Origin of the sequence: Clostridium sp. RTP31139st1_H3_RTP31139_211217 (assembly GCF_040227035.1) — a bacterium.
In the GTDB taxonomy this organism is placed as follows: Bacteria; Bacillota; Clostridia; order Clostridiales; family Clostridiaceae; genus Clostridium; species Clostridium saudiense.
In genome coordinates this window covers 1-19250 of record NZ_JBCOAB010000055.1, presented here as the reverse complement: position 1 = coordinate 19250, position 19250 = coordinate 1, and the positions used below count along the sequence as shown (strand labels likewise).

Here is a 19250-nt window from a genome sequence, read left to right as displayed (position 1 = left end):
TGTACAATTATTTTTTTGAAAATATAGAAAAAGAGCTATCGCTAGCGGATTTTTTTACCCGCTATTGCGACAGCTCCATTTATATTTAATCACAAAGATCAGAATGCTTTGAAATAATTTTATTAACTAATCCATATTCTAATGCTTCGGTAGAAGTTAACCAATAGTTTCTGTCAGTATCTTTATTAACCTTTTCTATAGGTTGATTAGTTGCTTCACTAATTAAATTATTAATTCTAGTGCGGACTCTAAGTATTTCTTTTGCTTCAATTCCAATATCAGTAGCAGGACCGTTAAATCCACCTAATGGTTGATGTATCATATATCTTGTATTAGGTAATGAATATCTATTTTCTTTTTCAGCGGCAAGATATATAGTTATTCCCGCGCTAGCTACCCAGCCTGTACCAATCATAATAACCTTTGGCTTAATAAATTTAATGACGTCATGTATTGTATCAGCAGATTCAACATGTCCACCCTGACTATTTATAAATATTTTAATTGGTTCATCGCTTAATTCTTCAAGAATTAATAGTTTAGTACATACCTTCTCAGCTAATTCTTGATTAATTTCACCAGAAATAAAAAGAGTTCTGGATTTTAATGATTTTTCTGTAAGTATACTAGAAAAATTTTTTGATTCTTCTTTGTATTTTTCATTATCATTTACAGTTTGATTATAATAAAACATTATGGTAACACCTTCTTATCAATTAATATTGTTTTACTAATTAATAATATATTACCTATAATAGGAAAATAGAAGTTTATAGACTATAATATTTGAGAAATATTCAAAATTTATTTTTAGTATAAATTAAGAAGTAGGGTATCTTTTTTAGGGCTTATGTGATTATAATTACTTATAAAATGTATAATTGTAAGTTGTAGTAATATTATAAATAAATATATAATTATATAAGAAAATTACTACAGTAATAACATAGAGGTAAGTTATGAAAATAGATGAATTAATAAATAAGAACTATGATAAGCTAACTCAAAATGATCATCAAATATTTAATTATATAATAAAAAATCAGCAAGAATGCAAGGAAATGACTTGTGAGCAAATCGCAGATAAATGTCATGTTTCAAGGACAACATTACTTAGATTTTGTCGGAAGTTAGATTTGAATTCATTTGCAGAATTAAAATATGTATTGAAATTATCGGATTCTGAAGTATATGAAAATACAAATTTAGATATAGAAGAAGCATGTCAAACATATCATAAAATAATAGATGAAATAAAAGAGCATCAATATAAAAATGTGTGCTCATTAATATATAATGCAGAAACTATCTACATATATGGGACAGGCAATGCTCAAAAAGCAGAGGCAGAAGAATTTAAAAGAATATTTTTATCAGCAGGAAAATGTGTTATAGATTTATTTGATTTAGGTGAAGTACAGTTTATGCAAAATAAATTTGCGGATAAAGACTTATTTGTAATTGTATCACTTTCAGGAGAAACAGCAGAAGGAATTCAAATATTAAAAGCTATTGAAAGTACGAAAATAAAGACATTATCAATAACTCGTTTTGAAAATAATACAATTGCAAGAATATGCAAGGACAATCTTTATGTATCAACAAAGATGCTACATGGATTACAAAATTTATCTTATGAAATGACAGCAGCTTTTTATGTGCTCTTAGATATATTATTTGTAAACTATCTTGAGTATACTAGGGAGAATAAGAGATGAATATAGAAGAATTAATGAATATATATTATAGTAATTTAAATGAAAATGATAAGTTAATATGCAAATATATAATAAATAATAAAAACACTTGTTATAAGCTTTCTATAGATGAATTTGCAGCAAGGTGTAATGTATCAAATACCACGTTATTCCGTTTTGCAAAGAAAATTTCTCTACCTGGCTTTAGTGAGTTAAAGGCTAGATTGCGCCTTGAAGTAGAAGATAAAAGTAATGAATGGATAGACTTTTTAGGCACTGTTACTGATAGTTATCATAAGATGGTTGAAGATATTAAAAATCGTGATTGTACTAGTATATTTAATAAAATGTATAAAGCTAAAAGAATTATTGTATATGGTAGTGGATATGCACAAGCTAGGGTTGTTAGTGAGTTTAAGAGAATATTTCTACCTACCCAAAAAACTATTTTTAATATGCATGGATATGATATGGTTGAGGCTGTTGGAACATTAGCAAATGAAGATGACTTTGTAATTATTATTTCTCTTTCTGGAGAATCAAAGGGAGTAATTAAGGTTGCAAAAGACTTAAGATTAAAAGGAGTTCCAACTTTATCTATAACAAGGATGATGAATAATACTTTAGCAGCTTCATGTGAAGAAAATCTTTATATAAATTCAATAGCATTACCAAAGGAATATATTTTAGATTATGAAATATCAACTCCATACTTTATTTTAATTGAATTGTTATTTTTAAAGTATCAAAAATATTTAGCTCAAATATAAGTAATATTTTTATGTACATATTTTCAGTAAATGAAATAATGTGCAGAGTATGGACATATTTTTTAAAAGAGGCAACATTATTGATTGCTTCTTTTTTATTTGATACTATAGCTTTGACAGTAAAAGAGAGGAGCAGGATATGTATCGAATACTATTTTTTGATATTGATGGTACTTTAAGAGATGAAGCTTATGGAATACCTGAGACTGCTAAGACTGCGGTAAATATATGTAAGGAAAAAAACTATTATATTTGCTTATGTACAGGTAGAACTATTGGAACAATAACAGAAGACGTATTAGCTTTAAATGTGGATGGAGTTATTGCTGGTGGAGGATCTCATATTGAGTTTCATAAGAAACTTATTAAAAAATCTTTCTTTAAGGAGGAGAAAGTTAGAGCGGTAAATATTTATTTGAAAGATAAAAATGATGATATCGCTTTTACATTTGAAACAGATGATATCGTTTTTATGAATAAAGAAGCAGTAAAGATACTAACTTCTCTTAATGAGGAAAAGTTTAAATCATTAACAGATAAACAAATGCAATTTATTGAAGAACATCAAAAGATAGTTTATGAAGAAAATATACACAGATTCAATGAAAAACTTCACAGGGTTAATAAGATTTGCTTGTGGGCAAGTGAAGAGATATTTGAAGAAATAAAGAACATTTTTTCAGGAGATGAAATACAGTTAGCTCAAAGTTTTAGATTTGACTTTCGTAATTACTATGAAATAATTCAAAGTGATTGTAATAAGGGGGAAGCTATACTAGATTTGTGTAATCATTTAGATATTCCTATAGAAAAAACTATAGCTTTTGGAGATGGAAGAAATGATATAGATATGCTAAAGACAGTGGGTACAGCTATTGGAGTTAAGGGTGGAAATGAGGAAATATTTCAGTATGTTACTTCAATTTGTGAAGAGCCAATGAAAGATGGAATTTATTTAGAATTAAAGAGAAGAAATATTATATAAAGGAGTGTAGTTGTGAATAGACAATGGTGGCAAAAAGAAATTGTTTATCAAATATATCCAAAAAGCTTTAATGATAGCAATGGAGATGGAATTGGTGATATAAAAGGAATAACGGAAAAGTTAGGTTACTTAAGTGATTTAGGAGTAACAATGCTTTGGATTTGTCCAATATATAAATCACCTATGGATGATAACGGGTATGATATAAGTGATTATTTTGATTTAGCACCTGAATTTGGGATAATGGAAGATTTAGATGAGCTTATTGAGAAAGCTAGTGAAAAGGGAATAAAAATAATTCTTGATTTAGTTATAAATCATACATCAGATGAGCATAAGTGGTTTGAAGAGGCTATTAGGAATCCGGAAAGTAAGTACCATGACTACTATATATTTAAAGAGGGAGAAGAAGTGCCAAATAACTGGAGATCAGTATTTGGGGGGAGTGTTTGGGAAAAGGTTAACGGAAGAAATGAATATTACTTCCATGCGTTTGGTAAGAAACAACCTGATTTAAACTGGGAAAATGAAGAAGTTCGTAAAAGTTTATATGATATGGTTAATTATTGGTTAGAAAAGGGGATTGCTGGGTTTAGAATAGATGCAATTACATTTATAAAAAAGGATTTAACATATAAAAGTTTAGAAGCTGATGGAGTTGATGGATTAGTTAAATGTACAAAAACATCTAGAAATCAACCAGGTATAGAAAAGTTTTTACATGAGCTTAAAAGAGAAACTTTTAATAAGCATAATTGTGTTACAGTAGCTGAAGCGCCAGGGGTAGGTTATGATGAGCTTGATGATTTTATTGGAGAAGATGGTTATTTTTCAATGATATTTGATTTTAAATATGCTGATTTAGATATTGCATCTGGTAGTGAGTGGTTTAAAAGAGTACCATGGACGGTTAAGGATTTAAGAGAAAGAATAATGGCAAGTCAAATGGCTATTCAAGAATATGGATGGAGCGCAAACTTTATTGAAAACCATGATCAACCAAGATCAACAACAAAATATTTATTAGAACAACAAAATAATAAAGAGGCCATTAAAATGCTTGGAGCTATGTATTTCTTATTAAGAGGAACTCCATTTATATATCAAGGTCAAGAGCTTGGAATGACAAACTTTGAAAGAAAATCAATAGATGAATTTAATGATATTTCAAGTATTGATCAATATTATAGATCAATTCAAGAAGGACTTAGTGAAGAGGAGGCTTTAAAAGTTATAAATCTAAGAAGTCGCGATAATTCTAGAACTCCATTTCCTTGGAACTCCTCAGAGTATGGTGGATTTTCAAAAGTAAAGCCATGGCTTGGAATGATAGAAAATTATAAAGAGATAAATGCAGAGGCTCAAGTTGGACAAGACGATAGTATATATGAATTCTATAAAAAGATGATAGATTTTAGACAAAATAGTATTTATTCAGAGTGTCTAATTTATGGGAATATTACCGCAATAGATACAGAAAATGATGAGGTAATTGCATATACTAGAAAAGATGGAAATGAAACTATATATTGTTATTTTAATTTTAGTCAAAATAAAGTTTTTGAACCTTTAAATATAAAATCTAAAAAAGTTATTTTTAATAATCTTAAAGAAGTAGATATTAGTGAGGATGGTATAATTTTAAAACCAAATCAAGCTTTACTAATTACTATTTAATAAAATGGGAAGAGGTGTAATAATGAGTAATAAATATTTAAATATTGCTGAAGAGGTTATAAAGGTAGTGGGGAAAGATAATATTCTTTCCGTTACCCACTGTGCTACAAGATTACGTTTAATCGTAAAGGATCATGATTTAATTAATGATGAAGAAGTAGAGAAAATAGATGAAGTAAAAGGTGTTTTTTATACTTCAGGACAATATCAAATTATTTTAGGCACTGGAATAGTTAATAAGGTTTATGCAGAAATTCAAAAATTGGGTTTAAAAACTATGAGTAAGCAAGAACAAGATGCAGTTGTTAAGGACAATGAAAAGGGTTTAAAAAGATTAATGAGAATATTGGCTGATATATTTGTACCTATAATTCCAATTATAGCAGCAACGGGACTTTTCTTAGGACTTAAAGGTGTTGTGTTTAATGATTCGATACTTGCTTTATTTGGAGCATCAAGTGCCGGAATACCTGAGTCACTTCAAGCTTTAGTTTCAGTACTTACTGATACAGCATTTGCTTTCTTACCCGCTATAATTTGTTGGTCAGCATTTAGAGTTTTTGGCGGAACTCCTGTAATCGGTATAGTAATCGGTTTAATGCTTGTATCACCAATATTACCTAATGCTTATTCAGTTGCAGATCCTAGTAGTGGTATTGAAGCGTTAAGATTATTTGGTATTCCTATAGTAGGATGTCAAGGTAGTGTTATTACAGCAATCATTACTGGATTTTTAGGTGCTACTCTTGAAAAGAAATTAAGAAAAGCAATGCCTAATGTTTTAGATTTAATATTTACTCCATTTATCGTTATGTTAGTTATGTTAGTAGTTGTTTTCCTTGGTATAGGACCAATAATGCATAATATTGAACTTGGTATGGTTGGAATGATAGAGAACTTAATTAAATTACCTTTTGGTATAGGGGGATTTGCTATTGGTGTTATTTACCCATTATCAGTTTTAACAGGATTACATCATACTTTTGTAATGATAGAAACGTCATTACTTGCCAATACTGGATTTAATCCGCTTATTACACTATGTGCAATGTATGGATTTGCAAATGTTGGCGTATGTTTAGGATTTGCTTTAAGAAGTAAAAATGAAAAGATTAAAGCTACAAGTATAGGTGCTATGCTTTCTCAGTTATTTGGTATAAGTGAGCCAGTATTATTTGGTTTATTAATTAGATATAAATTTAAACCTTTATATGTAACATTAATAACTTCAGGTGTGGGTGCAGCACTTTTATCAATATTTAATATTAAATCTAATTCTTATGGATTAGCAGTTGTACCATCATATTTAATGTATATTTATGAAGGAAAACAATTACTATTTTATACATTAATATCATTAGGCTGCATAGCAGTGGCATTTTTATTAACTTGTGCTTTTGCGATACCAAAGGAACTTACAAAGAAAGAGGAAATTATAACTTATAAAAATAAGGAACAAATTATATAGAAAATTATAAATAAGGTGCATTCTGCTTTGAATGTACCTTATTTAATATTACATATATAAAGTTAAAAAAGTGAATCCTTGATAAATAAAAGTAATGAGATAAAGTTCTTTTATCCTATTACTTACAATATTTTATTCAAAAGGTCTAACTCTTAATTTTATACCTAAATCATCACATACTTTTTGGCTAGTCTTAATATCATCTTCACCAATACAATCAACTACAGTAAATACAACGTTTGGAATATAAGATTTGCATGATACTGCAAATTTTTTCATAGCTTCGTAAGATTCAATTCCAAATTTATTCTTAGTTATTTCATAAAATTCTTCAGCAGTTGGAGCATTAAGACTAATTGAAACTGTATCAATTAAATCTTTTAATAAAGGTGCAATTTCTTTTTTGTTAATTAAGTCGCCCAATCCGTTAGTATTTATCCTTGTTGGCATATTTGAATTTCTTTTCTTTATATATTTTGAAATTTCAATTATTGCATCTAATCTTTCTGTTGGTTCTCCAAAACCACAGAAGATAATTTCATCATAAAGGCTAATATCTATAGATTCAAACTCAGCAATTACTTCTTCAATTGTTGGTTCCTTTTGAAGCCATAAGCTATTAGTTTCAGCCATTTTTTTTGTCGTTCTTAAACAAAATGTACAGGCACAGGGACAACGATTAGTTAAATTCACATAAATATTTTTCTTTATTCCCCTTGCTTCCATTTCATCAATAGTTATATTTTTTAAGCTTATAAAATTACCCTTATCACTAGTATATAAAATAACCATTTAAACACATCCTTTTATATTATTTTAATTCAGTTAAAAATTCTTCAAAACAAACACCATAGCTTCCAGGTAAGTTTAAATCAGTAGTAAACTTTAATGATTTACTAATAAAGCTCGTAGCCTTTTCAACCGAAGACACAAAATCTTCTCCTTTAACAATACTAGCTGATACAATAGAGGAAAAAATATCACCGGTGCCTGAACGATCGCCACCTATTTTTTCAACCTTTATAATTTTAAAGGGTTTATCAGTTTCAAATATAAAGTTTTCTATTGCTCCTTGTCTTTGTAAACCTGTAATTACTATTTTGCTTGGACCTTCAAGTGATAATCTTTCACATAAAGAATATAATTCTTCATGAGTTGGAGTTTCATTGGGATAAGGTAAGTCTAATAATCTACAAAGCTCAGTAAGATTAGGTGTTAAAACATCTGCATATTTTATTAAGTTTTGCATCTCTTTGCACATTTCATCTGTATAAGTGGAATAAAGTTTTCCATAATCACCCATAACGGGATCGATTAAAACTATATTATCTTTTGTTTTAAATTTTTCTAAAAATTCTATTACTATTTTTATTTGCTCTTTTGATCCTAAAAATCCAGTACAAATTCCATCAAAATTTAATCCTAGAGTTTCCCAATTATTTATATATTCTCTCATTTTAGGAGTATAATCTTCAAAGAAAAAATTATTGAATCCAGTATGATTAGATAGGATTGCTGTTGGTATAAAACAACATTGAACTTTAAGTGCTGAGATAATAGGTAAAGAAACTGCTATAGAGCATCTACCAAAGCCAGTTATATCATTTATAAGCGCTATTTTTTTCTGATTAAATCCCCTCATTTTTTTCACATCCTTTAAGTAATAATTATAAAAGAAGAGTATAGGAAAATCAATTTTAAAAGCTTTGTAACGATACAATATTGAAGTTACAAAGCTTATTAATTGATATTATATTAGAGTATTACTATCTATTTATATTTTTTATTATTAAGATATTTTTGTAGGAAATTTCATAAGTAATATAAATATTATAGGGGATTTTTTGTAAAGTGATAAAAGAAATTACTAATAATGACATAAAGTATTATTTTAAAGATAGAGTATTTGATGAATAAGTTTGAAATAATATATTTAAAAATAGATAAGATGGAGTAAACTTATGTTGTACAGTATATTAAAAGTACTATAAAAAATAATTTATATGTAAAATTTTTTTTAATAAAAAAATACGACTACAAATGTCGTATTTAAGGAATATTATATATAGTGAAAATGAATTAATGCATAAAAAGATTTTAATTTATAAGGAAGTGTAGACATGAATAAACTTATGGAACAAGCAAATTTAATAAAGGATGATATCGTAGAATTTAGAAGAACCATCCATAAAAATCCAGAGGTTGGGGATAAATTGCCTAAAACTAAAGCTTATGTAATGGATAAGTTAAAGGAGTTTGGTTATGAGCCAGAAGAGATATGTGAAAGTGGTATAGTTGCTACAATTAAAGGAAATAAGCCAGGTAAAACATTTTTACTAAGAGCAGATATGGATGCGCTACCAATGGCAGAAGCTACTGAATGTGATTTTAAATCAAATAATGGATGTATGCATTCTTGTGGACACGATATGCATACAGCAATGCTTTTAGGTGCAGCAAAATTACTTAGACAAAATCAAGATGAGATAGAAGGAACTATTAAACTAGTATTCCAACCAGATGAAGAAGGATTTACTGGAGCTAAAAAGATGTTAGCGGCAGGCGTACTTGAAAACCCTAAGGTTGATGCAGCTATGGCAATGCACGTACATTCTTCTACACCATCTAATGTTGTATTATGTGGTTTAGGAACTAGTATAGCTGGATGTAATAGATTCAGAATAGTTGTAAATGGAACAGGATGCCATGGAGCTATGCCAGAACTTGGGGTAGATCCAATAAATATAGCAGCACACATATATATATCTTTACAAGAAATTATTGCAAGAGAAATATCAGCTACAAAACCAGCAGTTGTAACAATAGGAAAATTTGTAGGGGGAGAAGCACCTAATATAATACCTGGAGAAGTTGTTATGGAAGGTACAATAAGAGCTTTAGATAAAGAAGTTGGAGAATTTATATTTGATAGAATGAAGGATATAGTGGAATCTACAGCTAAGATGTTTAGAGGAGAAGCTAAATTAATAGAATTATCATCAGTACCACCATTAACAAATGATACTGAACTAGCTAAGGAAGTTACTTCTTATGTAAAAGACTTAGTTGGTGAAAAGGCTGTGTGCTTATTTGAAGGTGGAGGAATGGGATCAGAAGATTTTGCATCTTATTCATATGAAGTACCAAGTGTTTACCTTATGTTAGGTGCTGGTACTAAGCAAGAAAATCCATTATATGGTGAACCAATGCATAATGAAAAAGTTGTATTTAACGAAGATATATTAGTTACTGGAGCCGCTATGCATACATATTGTTCTATTATGTGGCTAAAAAATAATAAATAAGAAATTTAATAGCAATAATTATGAGATTATTGGAAATTTTATTTTATTTATTAAGAAGTAGTTCTAAAGTTACAATTAAGGAACTTGCTACAGTTTATAATGTATCACCTAGAACGATTCAAAGGGATTTAGATAAATTATCAGTATTAGGTATTCCGATAATAATATATAGGGGAAAAAATGGCGGAGTTATTATAGACGGAGATTATGTAATAAACAGACAAATATTAAGAAATAATGATTATGAAAAGCTAATGTTTTCAATATATATTTCTGAAAATATAAGTAAGGATATAGAAGAGGCAAATTTAATTGATAGGTTTAAAATTTTGGATAAGGGTAACTCTACGAAAGCCCTAGAAAAATTAAAGGAGCATTTTATAGTAGATTTATATGATGAAAAGTTTGATGCTGAAAGTAATATATGTAAGGAAATTGATAAAGCTTTAGAAAATAAGAATTATATAGAGATAGATAGTAAAAAAGGTAAAATAACTTTACTTCCAATTTCTTATGTTTTAAGAAAAGAAGGACTATGTTTATATGGATATAATGAAGAATATAAATTACTTTTAATAAAAGATATATATAATGTTGTAGTTATAAATAAAAAATGTAAAGCTAACATAATTGATTATAGAATAAATAAAAAAAATATCAAAATAGTATAAAAATATGAAAAATAAGACATTAAATGTCTTATTTTTTTTATTATCATTATAATTATTGGAATAATTATGAAAATGTAATTGTATTCATTGGATAGTGATGGTAAAAGTGGAGAATGATATAAATGAAAAGAAACATAAAAAAAATAATATTATTTATTATGGTATTATTTAATTTATTAATTAAATATAATGTAGTTTATGCTGATAAAATAGAATTTTGTAATGAATCAACTGTACAGGAAAATAAAATAAATTTCAAAAATTTAACTGTAAATGATAGATTATCAAGTAATCTTATAACAGATATTTATCAAGATTCCATAGGTTATATTTGGATAGGTACAGAGGATGGATTAAATCAATATAATGGTAATATGCTAGTAAAATATTCTTATGAAAATAATACTGAAAACAGTATTGCATCACCACATATTACAAGTATAAATGAAGATAGACATAAGAATATATGGGTTGGGAGAGATTATGGATTAAATATTATCAACAGAGATAGAGATAAGATAATAAGAATAGGAGCGGAAGAAGGTAAGGACTCTGAATTATCTAATGGGGATATAACAACGATATATAGGGATAGTAATGATACCATGTGGATTGGAACTAAATATGGATTAAATAAATATGATGAGGTTAATAATAGATTTATAAAGTATTATTCAGATGGTAGCAATAGTAGCATAACTAATAATTACATAACTGACTTACAAGAGGATGATTTTGGATACTTGTGGATATCGACTATAGATGGAATAGCTGTTATGAATTTAAATACAAATTCTATATATAATAGCAAAAATGAAAATGATAAATTAGAATATGTATATGAAATAGATAAAAATTGTAAAGGAGAAATATGGATATAAGCTAAAAGTGGTATATTTAAAGTAATAAATATAGATTATGAAACAGGAAGTTTTAACGTTGATATTAGAATAGAAACAGAATCATATAATAATGTAACCCAATTATTACATAAAAGCAATGGAGATATGTGGCTTTCAGAAGGAAATGGGTTAATAAGATATATTATAAGTAGTAATAAAATAAAGATATATAATGCGGCACCTAATTATTTGTTGAGTAATTCAATAACATGTTTATATGAAGATAGAAGTGGAGTGCTATGGGTAGGTACTAATAAGGGAATTAGTATATTAAATATAGAGCAGCAATTTAGTAATACAATAAATAATATATTAAATAAATATGGAATATATGAAAGTAGTATAACAACATTTTGGGAAGATGATAATAACGATTTAAGGATAGGAACTGATGAAAATGGATTAATTAAGTTTGATATATCTGAAAATGATATGGTGAGATTTGTTTTTGATGAAAATGACATTTATTCTTTATTAAGTAATAAAATTAAGTGTATATTAGAAGGAAGGAACAATAATATAATAATATTAACTGAAAAGGGAGTAAATTCAATAAATAAAGAAACATATAGAGTTAAGTCATATCCTTATGATGAAATGAATATAAACCTTTTTATGAATAAAAACTTTAAAATTATAAATGATGGTAAATATTTATGGATAGCAACTATGGATGGATTATATAGGGATGGATATGAAGATCATGAAGTAATTGATTATAAAGATAATTTTTTACAAAATGGAATTAAAAACTATAAAATATACGATATTTTTCAAGATGAAAGTGATGAAAATATTCTTTGGTTAGCTGGAGGATTAGAAGGGGGATTAATAAAATTTCATAAAACAGAAGGGGTAATTAAGAATTATTTATCAAGCTCAGATAAAAATTCATTAAGTTATGATTCTATAAACTGTATTCAAGGAGATGGTAAGGGAAACCTTTGGATAGGAACTGAATGTGGTTTAAATAAGTTTAATATTAAAGAAGAAAGCTTTATTAATTATTATGAGCAAGATGGATTAGCTAATGATTATATAAATAGTATAATTATAGATAATAGTATGAATTAAGAACACCATTAAATATAATTTTATCTGTGCTTCAATTATTAAATTCCTTAGAGGAGAAGGGAAATATAACTAGGGAGAAAGCTTTGTACTATATAGATGTAATAAAGAAAAGCTCTAATAGTTTATTAAGTATAATAAATGATATTATAGATAGTTCTAAGATAGAATCTGGTGCTTATAAAATAAGTAAACAAGAAAATATTGATATAGTATATTTAGTAGAAGAAACTGCATTAAATATGAGTGAGTATATTAACAATAAGGGAATTGAATTAATAATTGATCCAGAAATTGAAGAATTACCAATATGTTGTGATTCAAAGGAAATAGAGAGATGTGTTGGTAACCTTATTGGAAATGCAGTTAAGTTTACAGAAAAAGATGGGAAAATTAAAGTTTTAATTAAAGAGCAAGATAATACTGTAAGTATTTCTATTGAAGATAATGGTCTTGGAATATCTAAGGATGATCAAGAATTTATATTTAAGAGATTTGAGCAAGGTGGTAATGTTAATTCAACTAAGGTGAGTAGTAGTGGAGTTGGATTAACGTTAGTTAAGTATATTGTAGAGTTACATGGTGGACATGTTGAGTTAGAGAGTGAGTTGGGGAAAGGAAGTAAGTTTACACTAGTGTTACCTATAAATTAAAAAGTGTTAATATTATTTTAGAACTTCTATAATTAACATTAAAATTAGATTATCAACTAATTTAATAAATGTTATTTATAGAAGTTTTGCTTTTATTATTAATTTAAAATATGTGATATAATTATTGAAATTTTTATTAATGAATATATAATTATTTTGAATAAATAAAATATAGTAAATTTAGTGGTTAGAGTTAATACTTTAGCTACTTTTATTTATGCAAAGAAAGGAATAGAACTGTGGATATAAAAGACGTTTTAAATTCTAATATATTTAAAGTATGGGTAAGATTTATACTTGCATCTGTAGTTGGAGTAGTATTAAACACGATATATACAGTGGTAGATGGAATATTTATAGGACAAGGAGTTGGGGAAGTTGGACTTGCCGGAGTAAATATTGCATGGCCAGCAGTAACTCTTATTGTTGGAATAGGACTTATGATAGGAATTGGTACTAGTAGTATAATGGCAATTTATATGGGAAAAGGTAAAAATAAAAAGGCTGAAAAAACATTAGGAACTTGTATTAGTTTAATAATTATTGTAGGAGTTACAATTACTATATTAGGACTTATATTTAGAGGGCAAATAATTAAAATACTAGGGGCAACTCCAGATACTATGCAAAGTGCAATTGATTATTATACAATAATATTTATAATTGCAATACCATATATGTTTGCAACAGCTTTAAATCCAATAGTTAGAACTGATGGAAGGCCAGATTTATCAATGATTATGATAGGCGTTGGAGCAGTTGCAAATATAATATTAGATTGGTTATTTGTTATGAAGCTTGGATTTGGAGTAAAAGGTGCAGCAGTTGCCACAAGCGCAAGTATAGTAATATCAATGACAGTATCTTTATATCATTTTATAAATGGAAAAGCTACTATAAAGATAAAAAAGGAAAATTTAAAAGTAGATACAACAATAGTAAGAAGAATTTTAAAGATTGGCTTTGTAAGCTTTGCAATTCAAATATCTTATGGAATTATACTATTAACACAAAATAAAACTATGTTTTTATATGGAAGTACTATAGATGTTGCAATATATACAGTTGCAACATATGTAAATTGCTTTTTAGTAAATACATGTATGGGAATAGCTCAAGGATTACAACCATTAATTGGTTATCATTATGGAGCTAAGAAATATAAACGTATGAATCAATTTATTTATATAACAATTTGTGTGTGCATTTTAGGTGGTGTTTTGGTTTATAGTGGAATATTTGCTTATGGAAGAGAAATAATTAGAATTTTTGGAGTTGATTCTAAAAATATAGAATTTGCATATAAAATGATATTAATTTATTGTATTGGGAGTCCTATTATAGGAATAATATTTACTATGAGTGGATATTATCAGGCCATTGGTAAAAATATTTATGCAAATATAATATCTATAGGAAGAGGGTTTGTATTTCAATTTATATTTACAGTAGTGTTGCCTCCTTTTATAGGAACTACCGGGGTATTTTTATCATTGCCTTTAGCTGAATTAATAACATTTATAATCTTAGGTGTTATAGTATTAATAGAATCACGTAAAAAGTCTATAACTTTGTTAAAAAATAAAAGTATATTGATAAATGTACCATAAAATTTATATGTGCATTCAGTAAATGTTTTTGTTTGCTGTTGAGAAGAGGCTTTATTTATATATTAATATGCATATAATAATTAATTATTAAGTATATTTAATAATTAATATGTTTATTATTAAATTATATTAGTAGAAATAAAAAGGAAGATGAAGATAATGAAAGTTGATAAAAGTATTTGCCCTATTTGTGGAAATCCCAATAATTGTGGATATGAAAATGGATTAACTCATGAAGGATGCTGGTGTGAAAAAATTAAAGTTCCTAAAGAGTTAAGAGAACAAATACCAGCAGAGTTAAGGGGAAAGGCGTGTATTTGCAAAAAATGCATAATGGAATATAAAGAAAAATTTAATAAGTAATTATATTTTACGGTATCTTTATTAAAAATAAAGATACCGTTTTTAGATATAAATATAATTTAATTAGACAATATTATATTGAATATATATCTGAAAATTCTATATTACATTTTTCAATTTTTGATGAAGGTGTACTTTGATTTAAAGTATCAAATTTTTCGCTATTAGTTAATTTTATTGGTAAATAAAAAATGAATTCTGCACCATTTTTAAAGTTAGGGTTGGCCCATATTTCACCACCATGCAATTCTATAAAGGATTTACACAAGAATAATCCAATTCCAGTTCCTTGATTTTTTTTTGTAAACAACTCATCACTTTGAATAAATCTGCTAAAGATTTTCTTAGAATCTGATACAGAAATTTCAGGGCCATTATTTTGAACATGAACAAAAAGTTTTTTTGATTCATAATCTGTAAAAATTTTAACTTTGATTTTTCCATTACTATCTGTAAATTTTAAAGAATTCGAAATTAGATTTAGTATGACTTTTTCTATTTTATCAGGATCGCATGAAAGAAAGACTTCTTCTTCATCAGTATCAAAGATTATTTCTTTATTGTTTTGTTTTAAATAATCGCATGTTGATAATACTATATTTTCGATTATGTTTATTATATTGCAATTAACTAATGTTAAATCAGTAAAATTATTTTCTAGCTTGCTACTATCTAGTACGTTATTGACAAGTCTTAATAATCTATAAGAGTTTTGTTTTAAAATATTTAAATATTTTAAAAGTGTATCGTTATCGATTTCACAGTTATCAGATAGTAGTTTTAGAAGCAATTGAATACTTGAAAGTATAATATTAATTGGAGTCTTAAACTCATGAGAAAGAGTAGCAAAGTAATTCATTTTACTTAAAAGTATCGAAGGAGAATATTCAACTGAATTAATCATATTTTTCTTAAAAACATACTTTTCAAACTCGTTTGTTACGTTAAAGCTTACTAAAAGTGAACTTAAATTGTCACATATGTCTTTAATGAGTCCTTCATTGTTTATTTGGTATTTAGTAATATTATCATAATTTATATGCAGTATGCCTATTACCTTATTTGCAAAGCATAATGCTTTAACTATAAATGATGAGGTATTTTTAGTAGTATATTCTTTTTTATAATATTTAGAAAGAATTGAATTTATATATTTATAGCGTTTAAATGAATTCGTTTTATTATCAATTTTTGATAATAGAGGTTCATCAATTTTAATAGTTATATTTTCATAAAAAATATTTTCGTTAATAGTGGATGAAGCATATGAGTTAATTACTGAATTATCACTATTAAATAGGAATATGTTTACATTCGAAGCTGCAAGTATAGTACATAAGTTATTTAATATTTCAATTATGAAATCTGAGTAGTTATTTTGGTTATCAATGTTAGTTTTTTTATATGTAATTTTTTTGAAGTCAATATTTGTTGTACTGTTTATATCTAGAGGTCTTGAAACAGTAACAACATTTTTTGAGTTAAGTAATGGAATTTTATAAACACTAAAAGGTGTATTTTGCGTTTTGTTTATGCCATATTCCTCTGTAAGTAAGGGAATTCCATTTTCTAAAGTTTTTTTATCAGATCTCAGATTTTTGTATGCTTCTCTACTATCTTTTAAATCAAAATCAGTTTTACCTATAATAGAGTCTTTTTCTAATGCGGAAATATCTGCAGCAAATTTATTAGTATAAATATATTTTCCTTCTTTATCTTTTATATAAATGCTACAGGGTAAAGAATCTAAAATAGTTTCTAAATCTTCTATAGTGTATAAGCGTTTAGTATCTATCATTAGTACCTCCATTCAGTTAATTAATGCATTTTACAAATAATGTAACACAAAAATACATGAATTTATCCTTTTATTAATAAAAGGACTATTTATGTACATAAATGGCAATATAATATAATGAATTTTTATTGAAAATATAATGTGAATTGATATAATATACAAGACTATATTTAAGAATTATGCTTTATGGGGGTAAAATGTTTAAAATAGCTATATGTGAAGATGATAAATATCAAATTGATATTAACAAACTTTTAATAAATAAGTGGGCAGAAAAAAAAGAAATTTCACTTAGTATAAGGGCGTTTCTTTCAGCTGAAGAATTTATTATTAAGAATGAAAGTATTATAGAATATGACTGTATAATAATAGATGTAGGATTAAAAAAGATAAATGGAATAGAGCTAGCAAAAATAATAAGAGAAAATAATAAAGATGTTAGTATTATTTTTATTAGTGGATTAGAGCAATACATATCATATGGATATGATTTTGAAGCTATACATTATTTACTTAAACCGGTAAACGAAGAAAAATTTTTAGTTTGTTTGGATAAAGCATGGAAGAAAAAGTGTTTATATAAAAAAGAAAAAGATATCATTACCATTAAGAGATTTGGTGATATTATAAATTTAAAACTTGACGATATAGTATATTGTGAATCTTACCAACATTATATAGAAATTAATACTAAGGATAGTAAAGTAATAGTTAAAAAGAAAATATCTGATTTAGAAAAGGAATTAGATGGGAATTTATTTATTAGAACTCATAGATCTTATATAGTAAATATTTCATATACAAAAGAGATAAAGAAGAATAGTATAATATTAAAAAATAACATTGAAATTCCAATTAGTAAAATGAAAAAGAATAAAGTAAAAGAGTTTTATTTTAAATATTTTTAAATATATAAAAACTCATATTTTATAAAGTTATAATCAAGTATGAGATTTTTATTTCTGAATGTAATATTTGTGAACTATTTAGCATATTTGATGAAAAAAATAGTTTTATACTTATAATTTATATATAATAATTTTAATAGTAAAAGAAATATAATAATAATTATGCAATTTAATATTAGGAGCGTATTGAAAATAATGCAGTTTATAGATTATTTTATTAAATTAATAATTTGTATATTTAATATAGGTACTACTTTATATTTTTTTGATAATGTACTAAATTATAACAAGACACTTAAAAGTAGTACTAGAGTATTATATGTTATAGTACATTTGCTTTTTTTATATGTAGGAACATATATAGGTGTTATTCCTACAATTATAGGGTATTACAGTATATTGTTAGTACGTGGAATTTATATAAAGGGAAGAATAAAGTTAATAAATTTTTTTTGGATAATCCAATTTGTGTCAAATTGTTTATCTGTATATTTTATAGTATATACTTTAGGAAGGCTATTGAGAAAGTATACTATATTAGCATTATTAAATCAAAGTTTCTTATTAGATGAAAGTTTACATTTAATTTCCGTATTATTGCAGATTTTTATTATAAAATTTCATATAAAGCAAAAAGATTTTATTGAAAAATTTAGTAATAGTCAAATATTAATATCAAGTTTTATATTTATTATAATACAATTGTGTTTAATTATTCAATTATTAGATAATATAGGTATTGTTGCTTTTAATATAATTTATAAAACTGAAATAAGTATATTATTATGTTGCATAAATGGTTTTTTATATAAAATTTTAATAATTCTTTCTAAAGAAATTGAAGAAAAATATTTATTAGAAATGAGTATTAAACAAACAGAATTAGAAGAAAAATATATAAAAGAAATATCTGAAATATATACTAATATAAAATCTTGGAAACATGATTATAGAAATAATATAAATGTTATTTGTAACTTAGCAATTGCAAATGAACATAAGAAGTTGTTTGATTATATTGAGGAATTAGATAAAGAAATATTGATTGCTGAAGCTTTAATTTATACTGAAGATTTTCTTATAGATTCAATAATAACATCTAAATATTTATATGGAAATAGCAAAAAAATTGAATTTAATATTAAATCTGAAAAAATACGAAGAGGAAATATTTCGGATTTTGATATAAATATAATTCTTAGTAATATATTAGATAATGCTATAGAAGGTGCATTAAAATCTAAAGAAAAGATAATATACATTGATATATTTGAAAAAAATAATAATATTGTTTTGGCTTTGTTTTAATAAACTGTTGAAATTTGATTAACCTCTATAAATATGGTTATAATATATAATATAACTACTATTT

At 26.0% G+C, this 19250-nt stretch carries 18 protein-coding genes; 14 read left to right on the top strand and 4 right to left on the bottom strand.

Annotation, left to right across the window (positions count from 1 at the left end):
- Nucleotides 1–85 precede the first annotated feature (85 nt).
- Complete coding sequence (locus tag ABUA17_RS16210) at nt 86–694, bottom strand: ATP-dependent Clp protease proteolytic subunit (protein WP_195951774.1); 609 nt, start codon at nt 692–694, stop codon at nt 86–88.
- 265 nt (nt 695–959) lie between these two features.
- Between ABUA17_RS16210 and ABUA17_RS16205 the strand changes: the two genes are divergently transcribed.
- The 5 genes from ABUA17_RS16205 (at nt 960) to ABUA17_RS16185 (ending at nt 6597) form a co-directional block, all read left to right on the top strand.
- Nucleotides 960–1718: a MurR/RpiR family transcriptional regulator gene (locus ABUA17_RS16205; protein ID WP_154820507.1), complete on the top strand. Its 759-nt coding sequence runs from the start codon at nt 960–962 to the stop codon at nt 1716–1718.
- Entirely contained in the window at nt 1715–2467 is a 753-nt protein-coding gene (locus ABUA17_RS16200) for a MurR/RpiR family transcriptional regulator (protein ID WP_154820506.1), read from the top strand. Before ABUA17_RS16205 ends, ABUA17_RS16200 begins: the two co-directional genes overlap by 4 nt.
- A 139-nt stretch (nt 2468–2606) precedes the next feature.
- Complete coding sequence (locus ABUA17_RS16195) at nt 2607–3452, top strand: Cof-type HAD-IIB family hydrolase (protein ID WP_154820505.1); 846 nt, start codon at nt 2607–2609, stop codon at nt 3450–3452.
- Between the two features lie 12 nt (nt 3453–3464).
- Nucleotides 3465–5129 carry a glycoside hydrolase family 13 protein gene (locus ABUA17_RS16190; protein WP_154820504.1) on the top strand — a complete coding sequence of 555 codons (1665 nt, stop codon included), beginning with the start codon at nt 3465–3467 and terminating at the stop codon, nt 5127–5129.
- A 22-nt stretch (nt 5130–5151) separates the two neighbouring features.
- A complete protein-coding gene (locus ABUA17_RS16185; protein ID WP_154820503.1) occupies nt 5152–6597 on the top strand; it encodes a PTS transporter subunit EIIC in 1446 nt (481 codons plus the stop codon).
- Nucleotides 6598–6729: 132 nt separating this feature from the next.
- Here the strand turns inward: ABUA17_RS16185 and ABUA17_RS16180 are convergent, their stop codons facing one another.
- Nucleotides 6730–7389, bottom strand: coding sequence for a TIGR04100 family radical SAM protein (locus ABUA17_RS16180; protein WP_154820502.1), 660 nt, complete (start codon nt 7387–7389; stop codon nt 6730–6732).
- A 19-nt stretch (nt 7390–7408) separates the two neighbouring features.
- Nucleotides 7409–8239: a pyridoxamine kinase gene (locus ABUA17_RS16175; protein WP_195951775.1), complete on the bottom strand. Its 831-nt coding sequence runs from the start codon at nt 8237–8239 to the stop codon at nt 7409–7411.
- A 478-nt stretch (nt 8240–8717) separates the two neighbouring features.
- Here ABUA17_RS16175 and ABUA17_RS16170 point away from each other — a divergent pair, with 478 nt between their 5' ends.
- From ABUA17_RS16170 to ABUA17_RS16140, 7 genes are all read left to right on the top strand, one after another.
- Entirely contained in the window at nt 8718–9902 is a 1185-nt protein-coding gene (locus ABUA17_RS16170) for a M20 metallopeptidase family protein (RefSeq protein ID WP_349818131.1), read from the top strand.
- Nucleotides 9903–9922: 20 nt separating this feature from the next.
- Entirely contained in the window at nt 9923–10573 is a 651-nt protein-coding gene (locus ABUA17_RS16165) for a helix-turn-helix transcriptional regulator (RefSeq protein ID WP_042400498.1), read from the top strand.
- 122 nt (nt 10574–10695) lie between these two features.
- Entirely contained in the window at nt 10696–11454 is a 759-nt protein-coding gene (locus tag ABUA17_RS16160) for a ligand-binding sensor domain-containing protein (protein ID WP_195951776.1), read from the top strand.
- A gap of 126 nt (nt 11455–11580) precedes the next feature.
- Nucleotides 11581–12549 (top strand): ligand-binding sensor domain-containing protein, encoded by a 969-nt coding sequence (locus ABUA17_RS16155; protein ID WP_195951777.1) that lies wholly within the window; start codon nt 11581–11583, stop codon nt 12547–12549.
- Between the two features lie 26 nt (nt 12550–12575).
- On the top strand, nt 12576–13199 hold the full coding sequence (locus tag ABUA17_RS16150; protein ID WP_288161392.1) for a sensor histidine kinase: 624 nt from the start codon (nt 12576–12578) through the stop codon (nt 13197–13199).
- 239 nt (nt 13200–13438) lie between these two features.
- Entirely contained in the window at nt 13439–14809 is a 1371-nt protein-coding gene (locus ABUA17_RS16145) for an MATE family efflux transporter (RefSeq protein ID WP_195951778.1), read from the top strand.
- A 159-nt stretch (nt 14810–14968) separates the two neighbouring features.
- The gene (locus tag ABUA17_RS16140; RefSeq protein ID WP_042400485.1) at nt 14969–15172 is read left to right on the top strand and encodes a cysteine-rich CWC family protein; all 204 of its coding nucleotides are present in this window, start codon (nt 14969–14971) and stop codon (nt 15170–15172) included.
- 73 nt (nt 15173–15245) lie between these two features.
- Here the strand turns inward: ABUA17_RS16140 and ABUA17_RS16135 are convergent, their stop codons facing one another.
- Nucleotides 15246–16970 (bottom strand): sensor histidine kinase, encoded by a 1725-nt coding sequence (locus tag ABUA17_RS16135; RefSeq protein ID WP_195951779.1) that lies wholly within the window; start codon nt 16968–16970, stop codon nt 15246–15248.
- 197 nt (nt 16971–17167) lie between these two features.
- Here ABUA17_RS16135 and ABUA17_RS16130 point away from each other — a divergent pair, with 197 nt between their 5' ends.
- Together ABUA17_RS16130 and ABUA17_RS16125 are read left to right on the top strand one after the other, a co-directional pair.
- Nucleotides 17168–17878, top strand: coding sequence for a LytR/AlgR family response regulator transcription factor (locus tag ABUA17_RS16130; RefSeq protein ID WP_195951780.1), 711 nt, complete (start codon nt 17168–17170; stop codon nt 17876–17878).
- Nucleotides 17879–18397: 519 nt separating this feature from the next.
- Nucleotides 18398–19186, top strand: coding sequence for a GHKL domain-containing protein (locus tag ABUA17_RS16125; protein ID WP_195951781.1), 789 nt, complete (start codon nt 18398–18400; stop codon nt 19184–19186).
- The last annotated feature ends 64 nt before the right edge of the window (nt 19187–19250 follow it).